We start from the raw sequence: 13,939 nt of genomic DNA on the forward strand, positions 1-13,939 counted from the left end.
TTACTATAAACTCCACTTAATTCCCATTTGCCCTCTTATACCATAAAACTCCACTTGCTTTGGCCTGCTCTCATCACCATAATAGTACTCAAGCTTTTGGTTGAGAAGATTATTTGCCTCTGCAAAAATTGTAATATGACTGCTTAACTTAAATGAAATATTTGCATCAAGAGCTGAATAGTTTCCATAGTATACATCATCTCTTTTAAGTCCGCTTGTTCCATGTTCTGTAATATATTTTGCTTTAAAATTATAAGCAGCTCTTACATTTAACTTTCCTGTTTCATAATATAGCTGTGCATTTACCAAATGATCACCCTGTCTTGGCAGACTGGTTTTACCCTCGCGACCAGGAATTGTCATTTCTGATTTTGTAAAGGTATAATTTGCCTGCATTCCAAAACCGCTAAGAAAACCCGGAAGGAAATCAAATTTCTTATTTCCGCTGAACTCAGCTCCAAACAACCACGCATTATCACCATTCAATGGTTGTGAAACTTCCACACCTGTATGTCCGTTGATGTTACCTTGTCTTGTATCCATAAATATAGGGTCGGTAATTACTTTATAGAATACACCTGCAGATACAACATCAAGCTTACCAAAATAATGTTCACTCATCAAATCAAAATTGTACGAATAAGTAGGGTTTACAGCAGGGTTACCTCCGTCATATTCGTTATCAGCGGCCAAATAAGTACCCCCTGGGGCTAGATAACCAAAATCAGGTCTGGTAAATGTTCTGGTTGCAGCAAATCTTACGTTAGTATTTTCTTCAGGCATATATTTTAAATGAACCATTGGCAAGAGCGACAGGTAGCTTTTTGTTTTTATTACCTTAGAAAGTAAACCATCCGGATTTTCTTCTGTTACATCATATTGGTAACCGCTTACTTTTGTGTTGGTATAAGTAGCTCTTATACCTCCCAGAAATGTAAGTTTATCATTTATTTTATAGGTAGCCATACCGTATCCCGAAGTATGTGTTTCATCTACATCAAAATTTCTTCCAAGGCCACCACCGTTAGCTAATATTTCCGAATCGCCTTTAGAAAGCGTTAAGTTGCCATTATTAAAATTATCGTTGTAAAACTGGTTCATACCATCTTTAGAAAGTACTGGCCCAAAACTATTACCTACGTTAGTATTAAGTTCATTAAGATAATCTTTACCTCCTGGCTGATAAATATTATACTGTCCATAAGATCCCAGTGTAGGTGCCGCACCATTGCCTGTCCAATTATAAAATTCATCAGAAAAAGTAGCCCTCCTGTCTTTATCCCTGAATTTACCTCCAAACTTAAGAGTAAGGTCATCATTAGCTGTAAGTTCATAATTTACGGTAGCCACAATATTATCTCTTTCCTTTACTCCTACTTTATACAATTCCAATGTTGTAAAATTCATTTTATCCGGACTTGTTTGGAAATTTGGGTCTGACAGATAACCAAACATATTATCGGTATCCATATGGCCTCCATCTGTATTCCAATAAGCTCTTGGCCCATTTCCTCTATTCTCAATATAAGCTGGATTTAAACCTACACCATCTTGTTTAAAAAATACGGAATAGTAACTGTTATTTTTTGCATCCGGAACATTACCATAGTAAAATTCGGTACTGTAATGTGCTACGCTCCAATCCAAAACGCCTTTATTTCCTATATGCTTACCTCCAACTTCTGCTCCGTAAAAATTAAAGTTCAGTTCGTTATATATATTTTGCAGCTCTATACGGCCTGCATTAGTAGCACTATTAAATTTATCAAAACGGATACGCTGTTTATAATGCAGCTCCTTATCAAGCAGCTTACCATAATTGAGCTTCGTATAAAATTTGTTTCTTTCATTAGGGTTAAATTCAAAACCTCCGTTAAAACCGGTTGTTTTCCTTTCACCTGTATAGTCTCTTAACTCTAATCTATAAACTCCTTCATCGCCAGATCTTCTTGCCTCAAAATTATCTGAAGCCCAATTACGGTTCCATTGTGAGACATTTAAAATATAGCCAAATTTGCCACTCTTGCTTTTATCACCAATAAGAAAGGAGCCACTGTAAACACCTTTATTAGATTTTTCATTATAACCAGCTCCAATTGTTGCATCTACCGTGAATTTAGAAGGTGCAGTCTTAGTTACAAAATTTACGCTGCCACCAAGTGCATCAGCGTCAATATCCGGAGTCAAAGCCTTAGCTACTTCCACATATCCAATCATTTCAGTAGGGAAAAAATCAAACGCAGTAGCCCTGCTTGCCCCTTCGTCAGCAGCTGTTGGAAGCCTGTTACCATTCATAGTTGTAGAGCTCCATTCTGCCGGTAATCCCCTAACAGCAACATATCGGCCCTCTCCCTGGTCTCGCTCAATAGAAACCCCTGGTATACGCTGTACAGCTTCAGCTGCATTTCTATCCGGTAATTTGCCTATACCGTCGGCAGCTATCACATTTATAACATTAACTGCATTTTTTTGTAGATTAAGTGCTTTAGCCTCACTTAATCTTGAAGCTGTTGATGTGAGAACGACTTCATTTAATTCATTAGAAATAGGCTGCATTAGTATATCAGGCATCGTCGTTATTTTACCTGCTTCTACATTTGCTTCATGTTTGGATTTCTCATATCCCATATAATTTACAGTAATGGTATATGTACCCGGAGTTAAACCCATAACTGTAAAATTTCCTTCAAAATCAGTTGATGCATTTTTCTGAGTTCCATTTAACTGTATTATCGCACCGGGAAGCGGGTAAGATCCATCGAGCACCTTACCCTTAATAGAACCCATTTGTGCAAACCCAGTCAATGAAAACAACAAAAAAGTTGCATAGACTAAAAGTGTAATTTTTTTCATTGCGTTCAAATTATTAATATTAGTAAATTATTTACTGCAAAAATGCCTATAATTTTACCATTAGTAAACTTTTGAACTTTAAGAAATCCTTAACACGCTATTATAGTTAAGTAAGGAGAATGTTAACAACCATTTTTATAATGGCTGTTAACATTAGTTTACACTGACGAATAATGAATCTATGACAACTGTTTGTTTTAATAATTATGGAGGGTTTCACTTTCAGACTTAGATCCTTCTACTCGATTTACTGTAAAATCAACTATTCTTTGTATTCTCTCCTTTTATTTTGCTTTATTATAACAACTAATCATGATTTTACTATACAATAAAACTTGTCTCTGCTCAAAACAACTATATTATTCTGAGCCAAATAGTAAACCAGTAAATTTGTATTTTGATTATATTTTTCTAGTTTTGTTCCCTGTATGAAACACCTGTCTACTACATACTCGACTGTTACTCCGCCCTGACTTTAGCCCTTAAAACAATAGACACTGCCTTTAACACTTTACCTATAGTTATCTGTACAAATCTCTGTTTAACTGCTTCAGTGATAATGTGCTTTATTAATTTATATCTATGAATAAAGTTCTAAATCTTTTCGACTTTACGCAAAAAGTCAATTATAAAAATGAAATTTTAGCCGGCCTGACTGTAGCTATGACTATGATACCCGAGTCACTGTCTTTTGCAATCCTTGCTGGTTTTCCTCCACTTGTTGGTCTCTATGCTGCCTTTATTGCCGGACTTATTACAGCAATTTTTGGCGGAAGACCGGGAATGATATCTGGTGGAGCGGGTGCTACAGTTGTTGTACTCATAGCACTAATGCGCTCCCATGGAATTGAATATGTGTTTGCAGCTGTAGCTCTTGCAGGGGCAATCCAAATACTTATCGGCCTCTTCAAGATGGCTAAATTTATACGCCTGGTGCCCCAGCCTGTTATGTACGGGTTTGTTAACGGGCTTGCTATTATAATATTCATGTCGCAGCTGGAGCAGTTCAAAACAATAGTGAATGGTGAGATTACCTGGCTACAGGGTTCCACATTATACATCATGCTGGGGCTGGTTGCCCTGACAATCGGGATTGTAGTGCTATTCCCTAAAATAACAAAAGCCGTACCTTCCTCACTGGTGGCAATTATAATGGTTTTTATAATTGTGGTTGCCTTTGGTATCGAAACTAAAACAGTACAGGACATTGCCTCTGTCGAAGGGGGCTTTCCTCCTTTCCATATCCCTAATATTCCTTTTAATTTAGAAGCATTGCAGATTATCCTGCCCTACTCCATGATTGTAGCCGCGGTTGGCCTTACAGAAGGGCTTCTTACATTGAATCTGGTCGATGAAATTACCGGAACAAGAGGCAATGGGAATCGGGAATGTATTGCCCAGGGTGGATCAAACATAGCCAACGGGTTCTTTTACGGGATGGGTGGCTGCCCTATGATAGCACAGACACTGGTGAATCTTTCTTCGGGTTCCAGAGCCAGGCTTTCAGGAATAATCGCTGCCATAACGATATTGCTGATTATTCTTTTTGGTGCCCCAATAATAGGAAAGCTGCCTATGGCTGCACTTGTAGGGGTTATGGTAATGGTAGCAATAGGAACTTTTGAATGGGCTAGCTTTAATATAATTACTAAAATGCCAAAGCACGATATTTTTGTTGGGATCATGGTGGCCGTCATTACCGTACTACTGCACAATCTGGCACTCGCTGTACTGGTAGGTGTTATAATATCCGCATTGGTATTTGCATGGCAGAGTGCCAAACGCATCAGGGCTAGGACTTTTATTGATGATAAGGGGATCAAACACTATGAAATTTATGGACCCTTATTTTTTGGTTCAGTAATGACATTCCAGGAAAAATTTAAAACAGCAGAGGATCCTAATCATATCATAATAGACTTTAAGGAAAGCCGTATAGCGGATATGTCCGCTATTGAGGCTGTAAACAATATTACCAAACGCTATAGCGAAGCTGGGAAGACTGTAGAACTGAAACATCTGAGTCCAGACTGCAGGCAGCTGCTCCGTAATGCTGAATCCGTAATCAATGTAAGCATTATCGAAGACCCTAATTACAGGGTTGCTGTTGAGAGCGTTTAACTTTATTTTAAATCATTTTTTCTAATCTTATAGGTTAGTAAAAAGTTGCATATCTTGAAGATGAAATAGTACAAAAACTACTATTCCGAAAAAAATCATAAAATATTTTAAATACTTTTTTTTGAAATAACATAATTCAATAAATTCGCCAACTAAATTTTGGCAATATGAATATGAGAATTATAGGTTCTGGCAGTTGTATTCCCGAAATCAAAGTCCCGAACCAGTACTTTGAAAATCACTCTTTTCTGGATGAAAACGGTAACTCTTTAAAACACTCCAGAGAAAGTATTATCGAGAAATTTGCTGCTATTACAGGAATTGAGGAGCGCCGCTATGTGCCGAATCATTTTGTAACTTCTGACTTGGCTTTTATAGCCGCCCAAAAAGCAATTGATGATGCGGGGGTTGATCCTGAAAGTATAGATTATATTATACTCTCACATAATTTTGGAGATGTCCGTTACGGTACCGTACAGTCCGATACTGTTCCAAGTCTTGCTTCGAGGGTCAAAAATAAGCTGAAGATTAAAAATCCCGGCTGTGTTGCTTTTGATATTATTTTTGGATGCCCGGGCTGGATTCAGGGTATGCTGCTGGCTAATGCTTACATACAGTCAGGAATGGCAAAGCGATGCCTGATTATTGGTGCAGAATGTCTTTCCCGCGTGGTGGACCATAGTGATAGAGACTCCATGATCTATGCTGATGGCGCAGGAGCAACCCTTGTTGAAGCATCAAATCATGAGAAAGGACTACTATCACATGAAAGTGCCAGCTTCTCCTATGATGAAACAGAATACCTCTATTTTGGGAATTCATATAATCCCGAACATACTAATGATGTAAGATACATTAAGATGTATGGACGAAAAATATATGAATTTGCACTCAGGTATGTACCTAATGCCATGAAAAGCTGCATTGATAAAGCAGGTATACCCATCGAAAAGATAGATAAAATACTGATACATCAGGCAAATGAAAAAATGGATGAGGCTATCCTTAACCGGTTCTATACACTTTACGGAAAAACACCACCAAAAGATGTGATGCCAATGAGTATCAGTTTTTTAGGAAACAGCAGCGTTGCAACCATTCCAACTCTATATGACCTTATAGCAAAAGGGGCGCTTGATGGACATAATATGAATAGTGGAGATATTATACTGTTTGCCTCTGTTGGAGCAGGTATGAATATCAATGCCTTTGTTTATAAAGTTTAGAGAACACTAACAATATAACAAAAAATAACCTTTTATGAGTTATGGTATTAAATGATTCAAATTGGTAGGAGGTACTAAAAAGAAAAAGCCTATCAGCTATCATGTAGATAAGACTACAAACAATAAAGCACCTGATTTGAGCAGGTGCTTTATACCCTAACTGTTATAGTATAGTATATTATGCTACGACTACGTTTACTGCGTTTGAACCTCAACGGCACTACTAGTGTTATTTGGTAAGTGCCATCATTTCTGTTAACGATTTATCCAGCTTTTTCCGGTGGTTATTAAACTCTTTTTTAAATGATTTTATAGCCTTAATTGTAGTTTCGTCTAATTTAAAATTATGGGGCTGAATTGCCTTAGCGCTCAACAGCATATTACTTAACTTGTCCATCCTGCCATTCGCATCTATAATGGCATACCTGAGTTTTCGCTTGTTTTTAAGTTGAGGGTCTTCTAATTTATCATTTGCCTTGGATATTTTTATACATGCTTCATCTACAGCAAAATCTGACGCAGTAATAAATTGATTCCAGTCCGCTATTGCTTTACGGGTAGCTACATCCTCTGCTTCATACCCTATAGGTTCCATTTCTGTTGCCCAGCCCGCTTCGTTTTCCTCTGTACATTGGTATGGGGAGGTCATCGTAAACAGTAAAACCGCAATTATAAATACTTTCATGATAGTAGGGATATTAATTTTGTTCTTATTTCTACACCTCATTATTCACATATACTATATATAAAGGAATATTTGATGGATCAAAATTGATTAATTATAAAAATAGAGTTCATGATAATAATCATAGTCAAATATATATTTTACATTTTATTAGAGTATAAAGGCAGGTAATGGTATTTGAAATACTATTTTGATAAAAAAATTAGGAAGGATGCACGGATTAAAGATTTTATCCGAAAACTATTGTGAATTGGGCTATAGATCGGAATCTGACATTAGCTCTTGTGATGTAAAAACAAAAACTAATGAAATTGTAAACCTAAGTTTGAAATATACAGCCTGAAGAATAATAGTTTGAAATACAATGCTTCAAAATGATACTTTGTTAAATTAGAATAGTTAAATAACCAATATCTAAGTTTTAATTTATCTACCTTCACAAAATCACCTAATTATCAGAAAGTTAGAAATCCAACTATAAAACTATGAAGAATAAAGAAAATGCGACACCACCACCTGAAACCACTCAGGATTTCCCAATAGTGGGCATAGGCGCCTCTGCGGGGGGACTTGATGCGTTCAGGCAGCTTCTGAAAGCCATACCTGAAAATTCAGGAATGGCTTATGTTTTGGTTCAGCATCTTTATCCTTCACATGAAAGTATACTACCCGAGATCTTATCAAGATATACCAATATTCCCGTACTTGAGATAACGGATGAAATCCATCTCGCACCCAACAATATCTATGTGATTCCCGAGAACAAGCTACTTACCTCAATTGATGGCATTCTCAAACTTTCAGCCCGTGAAAAGGAATCAAGAAATGCCGCCATTGACATATTTTTTGTATCACTCGCTGAGGTACATCTTCATCTTGCCGTTGGCGTTGTATTATCCGGCACAGGCACTGACGGTACGCTGGGCCTAATGGCTATTAAAAAACATGGTGGTACTACATTTGCGCAGGATCAGGCCTCTGCAGGGCATAACCAGATGCCATTAAATGCTATAAATGCTCAAACAGTTGACTATATTCTGAGCCCCGATCAAATACCTGCGAAATTAATAGAGTTAAACCTTACCGAAGAGAATAAAGACGAAAAAGATCTCACGAAGGATGAAGAGAACTCCTTCCATGAAATCCTAATGCTTTTACGCAAAAGCAATGGAGTCGATTTTACATTCTATAAACAAAGTACTATACACAGGCGTATTCGAAGAAGGATGGCTATAGCTAAAGCTAGTAGTTTTGCAAAATATTTAAGTATCCTTAATGAAGACGCGGCGGCACCTGTCCTTCTTTTTAATGACCTTCTAATTCCCGTTACGTCATTTTTTAGGGATCCTAATGTATTTACTGAGTTAAAAGAAAACGTATTTCCTGCTTTGGTTCAGGGAAAAAAAGATTTTAATACTATACGGGTATGGGTAGCTGGATGCTCAACCGGTGAAGAAGCATATTCGATTGCCATTGCACTTCACGAGTTTTTGGAAAAAAATAGTCAGGATACGCAAATACAAATTTTTGCATCTGACATATCTGAAATATCCCTGGCAAAAGCAAGAAAAGGATTTTATAAAGATGCTCGTTTATCAAACGTATCAGAAACGTTATTGATAAAATATTTTGACAAGAAAGCAGATGGTTACCAAATAAAATCACACATCAGAAGTCTCTGTACATTTGCAGTACATAATTTTTTAAAAGACCCGCCTTTTGCCCGAATGAATCTTATATCCTGTCGGAATGTACTTATTTATATGGATCCTTTTATCCAAAAGAAAGCCCTAACAACGTTTCATTATGCACTATCAGATCAGGGGTTTTTACTGCTTGGCAAATCGGAAACAACTGCTCAGGCAGCAGACTTGTTTATTCCCCTGTTAAAAACCAGCAGGGTATTTACCCGAAAAACAACAGCAGGCTATAATATTCATCAGGCAATGCGCGAAAATGAGATATCTACAAATAAATTAAAAAGTAGAGTGTCAGAAAATATATCTCATAAAAGTGATTTTATTAAATGTGGACAAGCACTCTTATTAAGTGACTTTACCCCTGCAAGCGTAATCATAAATGAACATATGGACATCGTGCATATCAACGGGGATGTTACATTATTTCTTGAATTAATCCCTGGCCCGCCTACATTTAACCTGCTTAAGATTGCAAGGTCTGGGCTTACATTTGAACTACGTAATGCATTACTGAAAGCAAAAGAATTTTTATCTCCCATTATTAAAACCGGAATACCCTTTAAATCAGGCAAAGGACTTCTTGAAGTCACTATAGAAATAAGGCCGCTGAAAGATACTATAGAACCTTATTTTCTTGTCATTTTTACAGAGGTCGTTGTTTTAGAAAAAGGTAATACAAAAATTATTGGCCTTATTCAGGGGCAAATAGATAATGATTGTACTAACCTTAAACGTATTAGTGCCCTCGAAAAAGAATTACTGCAAACACATATCGACGTTAATACGACCGCTGAGCAACAGGAAGCCTCTAATCTGGAACTACAAAGCGCTAATGAGGAATTGTTAAGTGGAACCGAGGAATTGCAAAGTCTCAATGAGGAATTGGAAACTTCAAAAGAAGAGTTGCAATCAAGCAACGAAGAACTTATTATAATTAATGCTGAACTGATAGAAAAACAGGAGGAGATCAATAATTCTAAAAATTATATTGAGGCAATAGTAGCAACTTTGCGTGAGCCTATAGTTGTATTAGACCAAGATCTCCGGATTAAGAATATTAACAGGGCTTTTGTAAAAAAATATGGTATCACTAAGGAAGAGGCTAAAACAAAACTCATATATGAAATATGTAATGGCCTATTTGAACATTATCTAATGCGATCAATGTTAGAAAAAGTGCTGCCTCAAAACCTTCAGTTGGATGATTTTGAGATTACATTAAACATTACTAGCGAAAAAGAATGCATTTTACTATTAAACGCAAGACAAGTAACCAATGAACAGAGCAAAGAAAAATTAATACTTCTTGCTATTGAGGATATTACCCAAAGAAAACTTGTGGAGCGAAGGCTAAAGATATTATCCGATGGATTTGAAACCAAAGTAAAAGAAAGAACTGAAGAACTCGAAGCGACTAATTCTGAGCTTAGTCTCTCCATTCGTGAACTTAATAGTGCCAATATTAGATTACATCAATTTGCTTACATTGCAAGCCACGATTTGCAAGAGCCTCTTCGAAAAATACAAACATTTATAAGTGTACTGAGGGATCAGAGTTTACCAAATGAAGCTATACTATTACTTAATAAGATCAATAGTTCATCTGAAAGGATGAAATCACTGATAGAAGACCTACTGTCATATTCATACCTTACTAATAACGAGGGGCTTTATGTTTCTACTGATTTAAATAATATAGTAAAAAATATCCTAATAGATTTTGAACTGCTTATCGAACAAAAAAAAGTAGATATTGTATACTGCGATCTTCCTACCATTAGTGCTATACCATTACAGATGAACCAATTATTTTATAATTTAATCAGCAATTCAATAAAGTTCCTGAATACAGATAATTCTCCCCAGATAGAAATTTGCTGCGAAAAACTGTCTGCCCTTCAACTGAAAAAATATCCTTCATTAGATAAAAGTCTAGTATGGTATGATATTACTGTGCGGGACAATGGTATTGGCTTTGAGCAAAAATATGAGAAACAATTGTATACTATATTCCAGCGGCTACATACAAATGAGGTTTATAAAGGCACAGGTATTGGCTTGGCTATAAGCGATAAAATTGTAGAAAATCATGGAGGGGTAATTTTTGCGGAGTCAAAATTAAATGAAGGAGCTACATTTCACGTTATATTGCACAGCTAACTCCCTAACCTGTAATTTGAAAATTAAGCTATTGCATTCATATCAAAACACAAAATACACTTTGGACCAAAAGGTAGGTTTGTTAAGCATTTAATACGCTTGAGAAGAACTTCATGCAGCTTTAAAGCGTGTAGGCATCGGGCATAAATAGCTTCTCTGCTTCTCATTGTGACAATGTCTAATTTTACACAAACCTCAACAACTGCGTTAAGTTGATATGGCTCATTTAGATAAGATAAGCTATTGTCAAAAGTATAACTACCAGACCAATTAAAATCTGCTAACTCAAATTCTTGTTTAATAAGCTTTTCAGTAACAATGGCGCGAATAATCATTTCATTAGATTCTGTATCAGAAGGCAGACCCATAATGTCGCCGGTTACAAAAGTCATAGTATAAGTATGCATAGTGAGTGATTTATATAAATGTACATATTGATGCATGATTTAAACTATCAATTAACAAAACTATAATCGTTAAGTTATATTGAACTTTGCTCTGTGAATACTAATGTTCTACTACAAAGTTTCATAAGAATTTGTTGTATATCCTTTTTTTAAAAACTGATCAGTTGAGGACGTTTGTGTCAATCCGATCTTTTCATTTTTTAATGAGTGTAATTCCTCATAATCCTTAGTATAATCAGCATCCGGCACTACATTGAGATCAAAAAAAACGGTTTCTGATCGTTTTTTTGAGTTTGTCACTATAGTTGTATAGACTCCTACATATCCTATATTCTTATTACTGTTATATTTAAGTTCAATAAGGCCAAATTTGCCGGGAGCAATTGCTGATTCCGGAAATTTTGCAATGGTGCATCCGCATGATGGATAAACTTTAGATATCTTAAGTAAATTATCTCCTGTATTAAATACCTTAACAACAATATCCTGTTCCTGTCCCTGTATAACAGGAGAATAGTGACGTATAGGGTCTTCAATCGTAATTGTTGTCAAACCATTTGGGTTAGTATCATTTTGACAACCTGATAATAATATAATAAGTAGTAAGACAGGGAGGAAAGCAATTTTATAGTTGTTCATGATTTCTTTGTTTAATTAAATAGTATTTCATCACAGGCAATTGACTTCTTTTTATAGTTGTCCTGTTTTATAATAGAAATGTTTATGAGTTGATCTTTTGTGTTGATAATTATTGGAATCTTAACTTCATATTTATGTTTAGTGGTGTCAGGCTTAGAATCGATTTGTGCCTTAAACTTTCTATCACCGATAGTTACCACGACTTCTTTAGGAAGATAAATCTTGTGTTTAGTGTTGCTAAGAAAAGTAAGACTAACTGTTGTGGCGCCTTTTACATCTTCGGCAGCAATTTCTAGTTGTAGAGCATCTTTAGTGCTTAATAGCCAATTATTGTAATAATCATTAAAACCTATGGCACCGTCATTCAGCATGTGCTTATTTTGATACTCATCATCTAAGACAGAGAGAACTCTAAAATTCTTACCGTAAAAAAGATTCTTATATTTTTTATTATTGATCTCATTTTCCCAAGATGCCAGATAATCCGAAATCAAAGCCCCGGACTCATTATACACATCAATAGTAGTCTCTTTAGATAATTTTCGAAGACGGGCAAGTAATAATGGTATTTCAGGGCTTACTACTGCAACTGTTTTATCTTTTTCAAAGTGAGCATAGCCATTTTCACCTATGCCATTTGTTCTTCGCATTTCAAGCTTTAAAAAAGTCAATGCTGTAACTAGCGGTGCTAAATCTGTAGATTTATCACTACTAAGTTGTTCATAACGACCAATAAATTGATTATAAAAAAAATCAAAATCCGCTTCCTTTAAATATTTGTCTTTAGCCTGTTGTAAACCACCATAAATTTCGAGCTGATTACGGGAGTTAAAAGCATATTTTTCAATTTTTGAATAGTAGTCCAATAAAAGGTAACTAACATCAGGATATTTTTTGTCAAAAAACAGGTGTATATGTTTATCCAAATCTATATCCGGGTCAGAAAGAAGCTGTGCATACAAGTAAAATTTTAAATTATCAAAAGCAGCATAAGATCCTTCATTTCCGTTTATAAAAACTCCTGTTATACCTTGCTTTTTGTAGAATTTTAAATTTTTCTGTGCAATGCTAACTGTCGGATAGAATTCAAAATAATTGTCAAAATTCACTGCATAATCCCACAGATACATCTTGTCCGTTATCTTCTTCCAATCCTGTAATGACTTCTCTACAATCGCTTTTTTATTCGATTGCTCAATGACTACACCTTTCGGGAAAGGCATAGTGCTAATCATAACCCCCGCATTGGTAGCTAACTTAAACGATGGCGGCACTATAGTAGTGTTATATGCAGCACTAAAAAACTGCTGCTTTGGAAACCTCTGTGCTAATTTGTTCAATAAAGTAAAAACCGCGGGACTTGCATTAGATTTTGTATTACCCATAGCTTTACATCTTTTGCATTGGCAAACCATAAAATTATCGTTAGGCATTACCATAAATTTAAAGGCATTCCCATTTTCCCTGCCAGAGTTTTCTACGGCTAAAACAAGTGCATGTTCAAACTCAGGACTTGAAAAGCAATATTGTTCATCGCTTGATTTCCCATCAACCACCGCCATCATTTTATCAGTTACTGAAATAAATTTATGTATGTTATGCCCCCATAAACCCCAGGTATCATCTATAGTATTTGTACTATTCCATAAGCGTGATTCTGTATGTTGATTGTCCGGGAAATATGGCTCCCTGTATTCAAACGCATACTCTTTTGTGTAGTTTAACCCCATTGGAACTTTAAGTATTTCCAGTTTTTGTTTAGTTTCATTATCAAACTGGTTACTATTAGAATAGACAGCAAAAAAATACCTGACCCCAAATAAAGCGGAGCCCCCACCCGTACCTTTTATGGAGAAGGCATTCCCTTGCTGCTGTATTCTAAAACCTCCATTTGGCAGTTTTTCATCTAATTCTCCTATGATTATCTGAACTTTAGTCACAGATAGCTCACTTACAATCTTTGGGCGTTGACCTGTTGCTTTTTCAAAAAGATTACAAAAATCTTCTGCCGCGTTTTGATACGCTTTATTGACAACAAATACTTCAGGAATAATCTTTCCCTTTTGATACAAAGTAAATTCCTGAGAATTGCTTTGGCACCCCATGCAAAAATTAATAATGAAAAAAATCAATGCTTTGGTATACATG

The 13,939-nt window shown here is 35.8% G+C and carries 8 protein-coding genes; 3 read left to right on the top strand and 5 right to left on the bottom strand.

Going from position 1 to position 13,939, the window contains the following annotated elements; translation table 11 throughout:
• Positions 1-3: 3 nt before the first annotated feature.
• Positions 4-2,853 (bottom strand): TonB-dependent receptor, encoded by a 2,850-nt coding sequence (locus EPI11_RS17900; RefSeq protein WP_128391365.1) that lies wholly within the window; start codon positions 2,851-2,853, stop codon positions 4-6.
• 582 nt (positions 2,854-3,435) lie between these two features.
• On the opposite strand from EPI11_RS17900, the gene EPI11_RS17905 reads away from it, so the two are divergent.
• Positions 3,436-4,974, top strand: a complete 1,539-nt coding sequence (locus EPI11_RS17905) for a SulP family inorganic anion transporter (protein WP_128391366.1) — start codon at positions 3,436-3,438, stop codon at positions 4,972-4,974.
• 167 nt (positions 4,975-5,141) lie between these two features.
• Positions 5,142-6,200 carry a 3-oxoacyl-ACP synthase III family protein gene (locus EPI11_RS17910; protein WP_128391367.1) on the top strand — a complete coding sequence of 353 codons (1,059 nt, stop codon included), beginning with the start codon at positions 5,142-5,144 and terminating at the stop codon, positions 6,198-6,200.
• Positions 6,201-6,429: 229 nt separating this feature from the next.
• Here EPI11_RS17910 and EPI11_RS17915 read toward each other — a convergent pair whose 3' ends face one another.
• Entirely contained in the window at positions 6,430-6,885 is a 456-nt protein-coding gene (locus tag EPI11_RS17915; protein ID WP_128391368.1) for a hypothetical protein, read from the bottom strand.
• Between the two features lie 485 nt (positions 6,886-7,370).
• Here EPI11_RS17915 and EPI11_RS17920 point away from each other — a divergent pair, with 485 nt between their 5' ends.
• The gene (locus EPI11_RS17920; protein ID WP_128391369.1) at positions 7,371-10,745 is read left to right on the top strand and encodes a CheR family methyltransferase; all 3,375 of its coding nucleotides are present in this window, start codon (positions 7,371-7,373) and stop codon (positions 10,743-10,745) included.
• A 23-nt stretch (positions 10,746-10,768) separates the two neighbouring features.
• Here EPI11_RS17920 and EPI11_RS17925 read toward each other — a convergent pair whose 3' ends face one another.
• From EPI11_RS17925 to EPI11_RS17935, 3 genes are all read right to left on the bottom strand, one after another.
• Positions 10,769-11,152, bottom strand: coding sequence for a hypothetical protein (locus EPI11_RS17925; protein ID WP_128391370.1), 384 nt, complete (start codon positions 11,150-11,152; stop codon positions 10,769-10,771).
• 111 nt (positions 11,153-11,263) lie between these two features.
• Positions 11,264-11,791: a DUF1573 domain-containing protein gene (locus tag EPI11_RS17930; protein ID WP_128391371.1), complete on the bottom strand. Its 528-nt coding sequence runs from the start codon at positions 11,789-11,791 to the stop codon at positions 11,264-11,266.
• An 11-nt stretch (positions 11,792-11,802) separates the two neighbouring features.
• Positions 11,803-13,938: a DUF4838 domain-containing protein gene (locus EPI11_RS17935; protein WP_128391372.1), complete on the bottom strand. Its 2,136-nt coding sequence runs from the start codon at positions 13,936-13,938 to the stop codon at positions 11,803-11,805.
• Position 13,939: the final 1 nt, after the last annotated feature.

The organism is Flavobacterium cerinum, assembly GCF_004028155.1.
GTDB classification, from domain to species: Bacteria; Bacteroidota; Bacteroidia; order Flavobacteriales; family Flavobacteriaceae; genus Flavobacterium; species Flavobacterium cerinum.

Excerpts from the sequence above, each read along its gene's own strand:
- EPI11_RS17900 (WP_128391365.1), bottom strand. The coding sequence starts at position 2,853 with ATGAAAAAAATTACACTTTTAGTCTATGCAACTTTTTTGTTGTTTTCA.
- EPI11_RS17905 (WP_128391366.1), top strand. The coding sequence starts at position 3,436 with ATGAATAAAGTTCTAAATCTTTTCGACTTTACGCAAAAAGTCAATTAT.
- EPI11_RS17910 (WP_128391367.1), top strand. The coding sequence starts at position 5,142 with ATGAATATGAGAATTATAGGTTCTGGCAGTTGTATTCCCGAAATCAAA.
- EPI11_RS17915 (WP_128391368.1), bottom strand. The coding sequence starts at position 6,885 with ATGAAAGTATTTATAATTGCGGTTTTACTGTTTACGATGACCTCCCCA.
- EPI11_RS17920 (WP_128391369.1), top strand. The coding sequence starts at position 7,371 with ATGAAGAATAAAGAAAATGCGACACCACCACCTGAAACCACTCAGGAT.
- EPI11_RS17925 (WP_128391370.1), bottom strand. The coding sequence starts at position 11,152 with ATGCATACTTATACTATGACTTTTGTAACCGGCGACATTATGGGTCTG.
- EPI11_RS17930 (WP_128391371.1), bottom strand. The coding sequence starts at position 11,791 with ATGAACAACTATAAAATTGCTTTCCTCCCTGTCTTACTACTTATTATA.
- EPI11_RS17935 (WP_128391372.1), bottom strand. The coding sequence starts at position 13,938 with ATGTATACCAAAGCATTGATTTTTTTCATTATTAATTTTTGCATGGGG.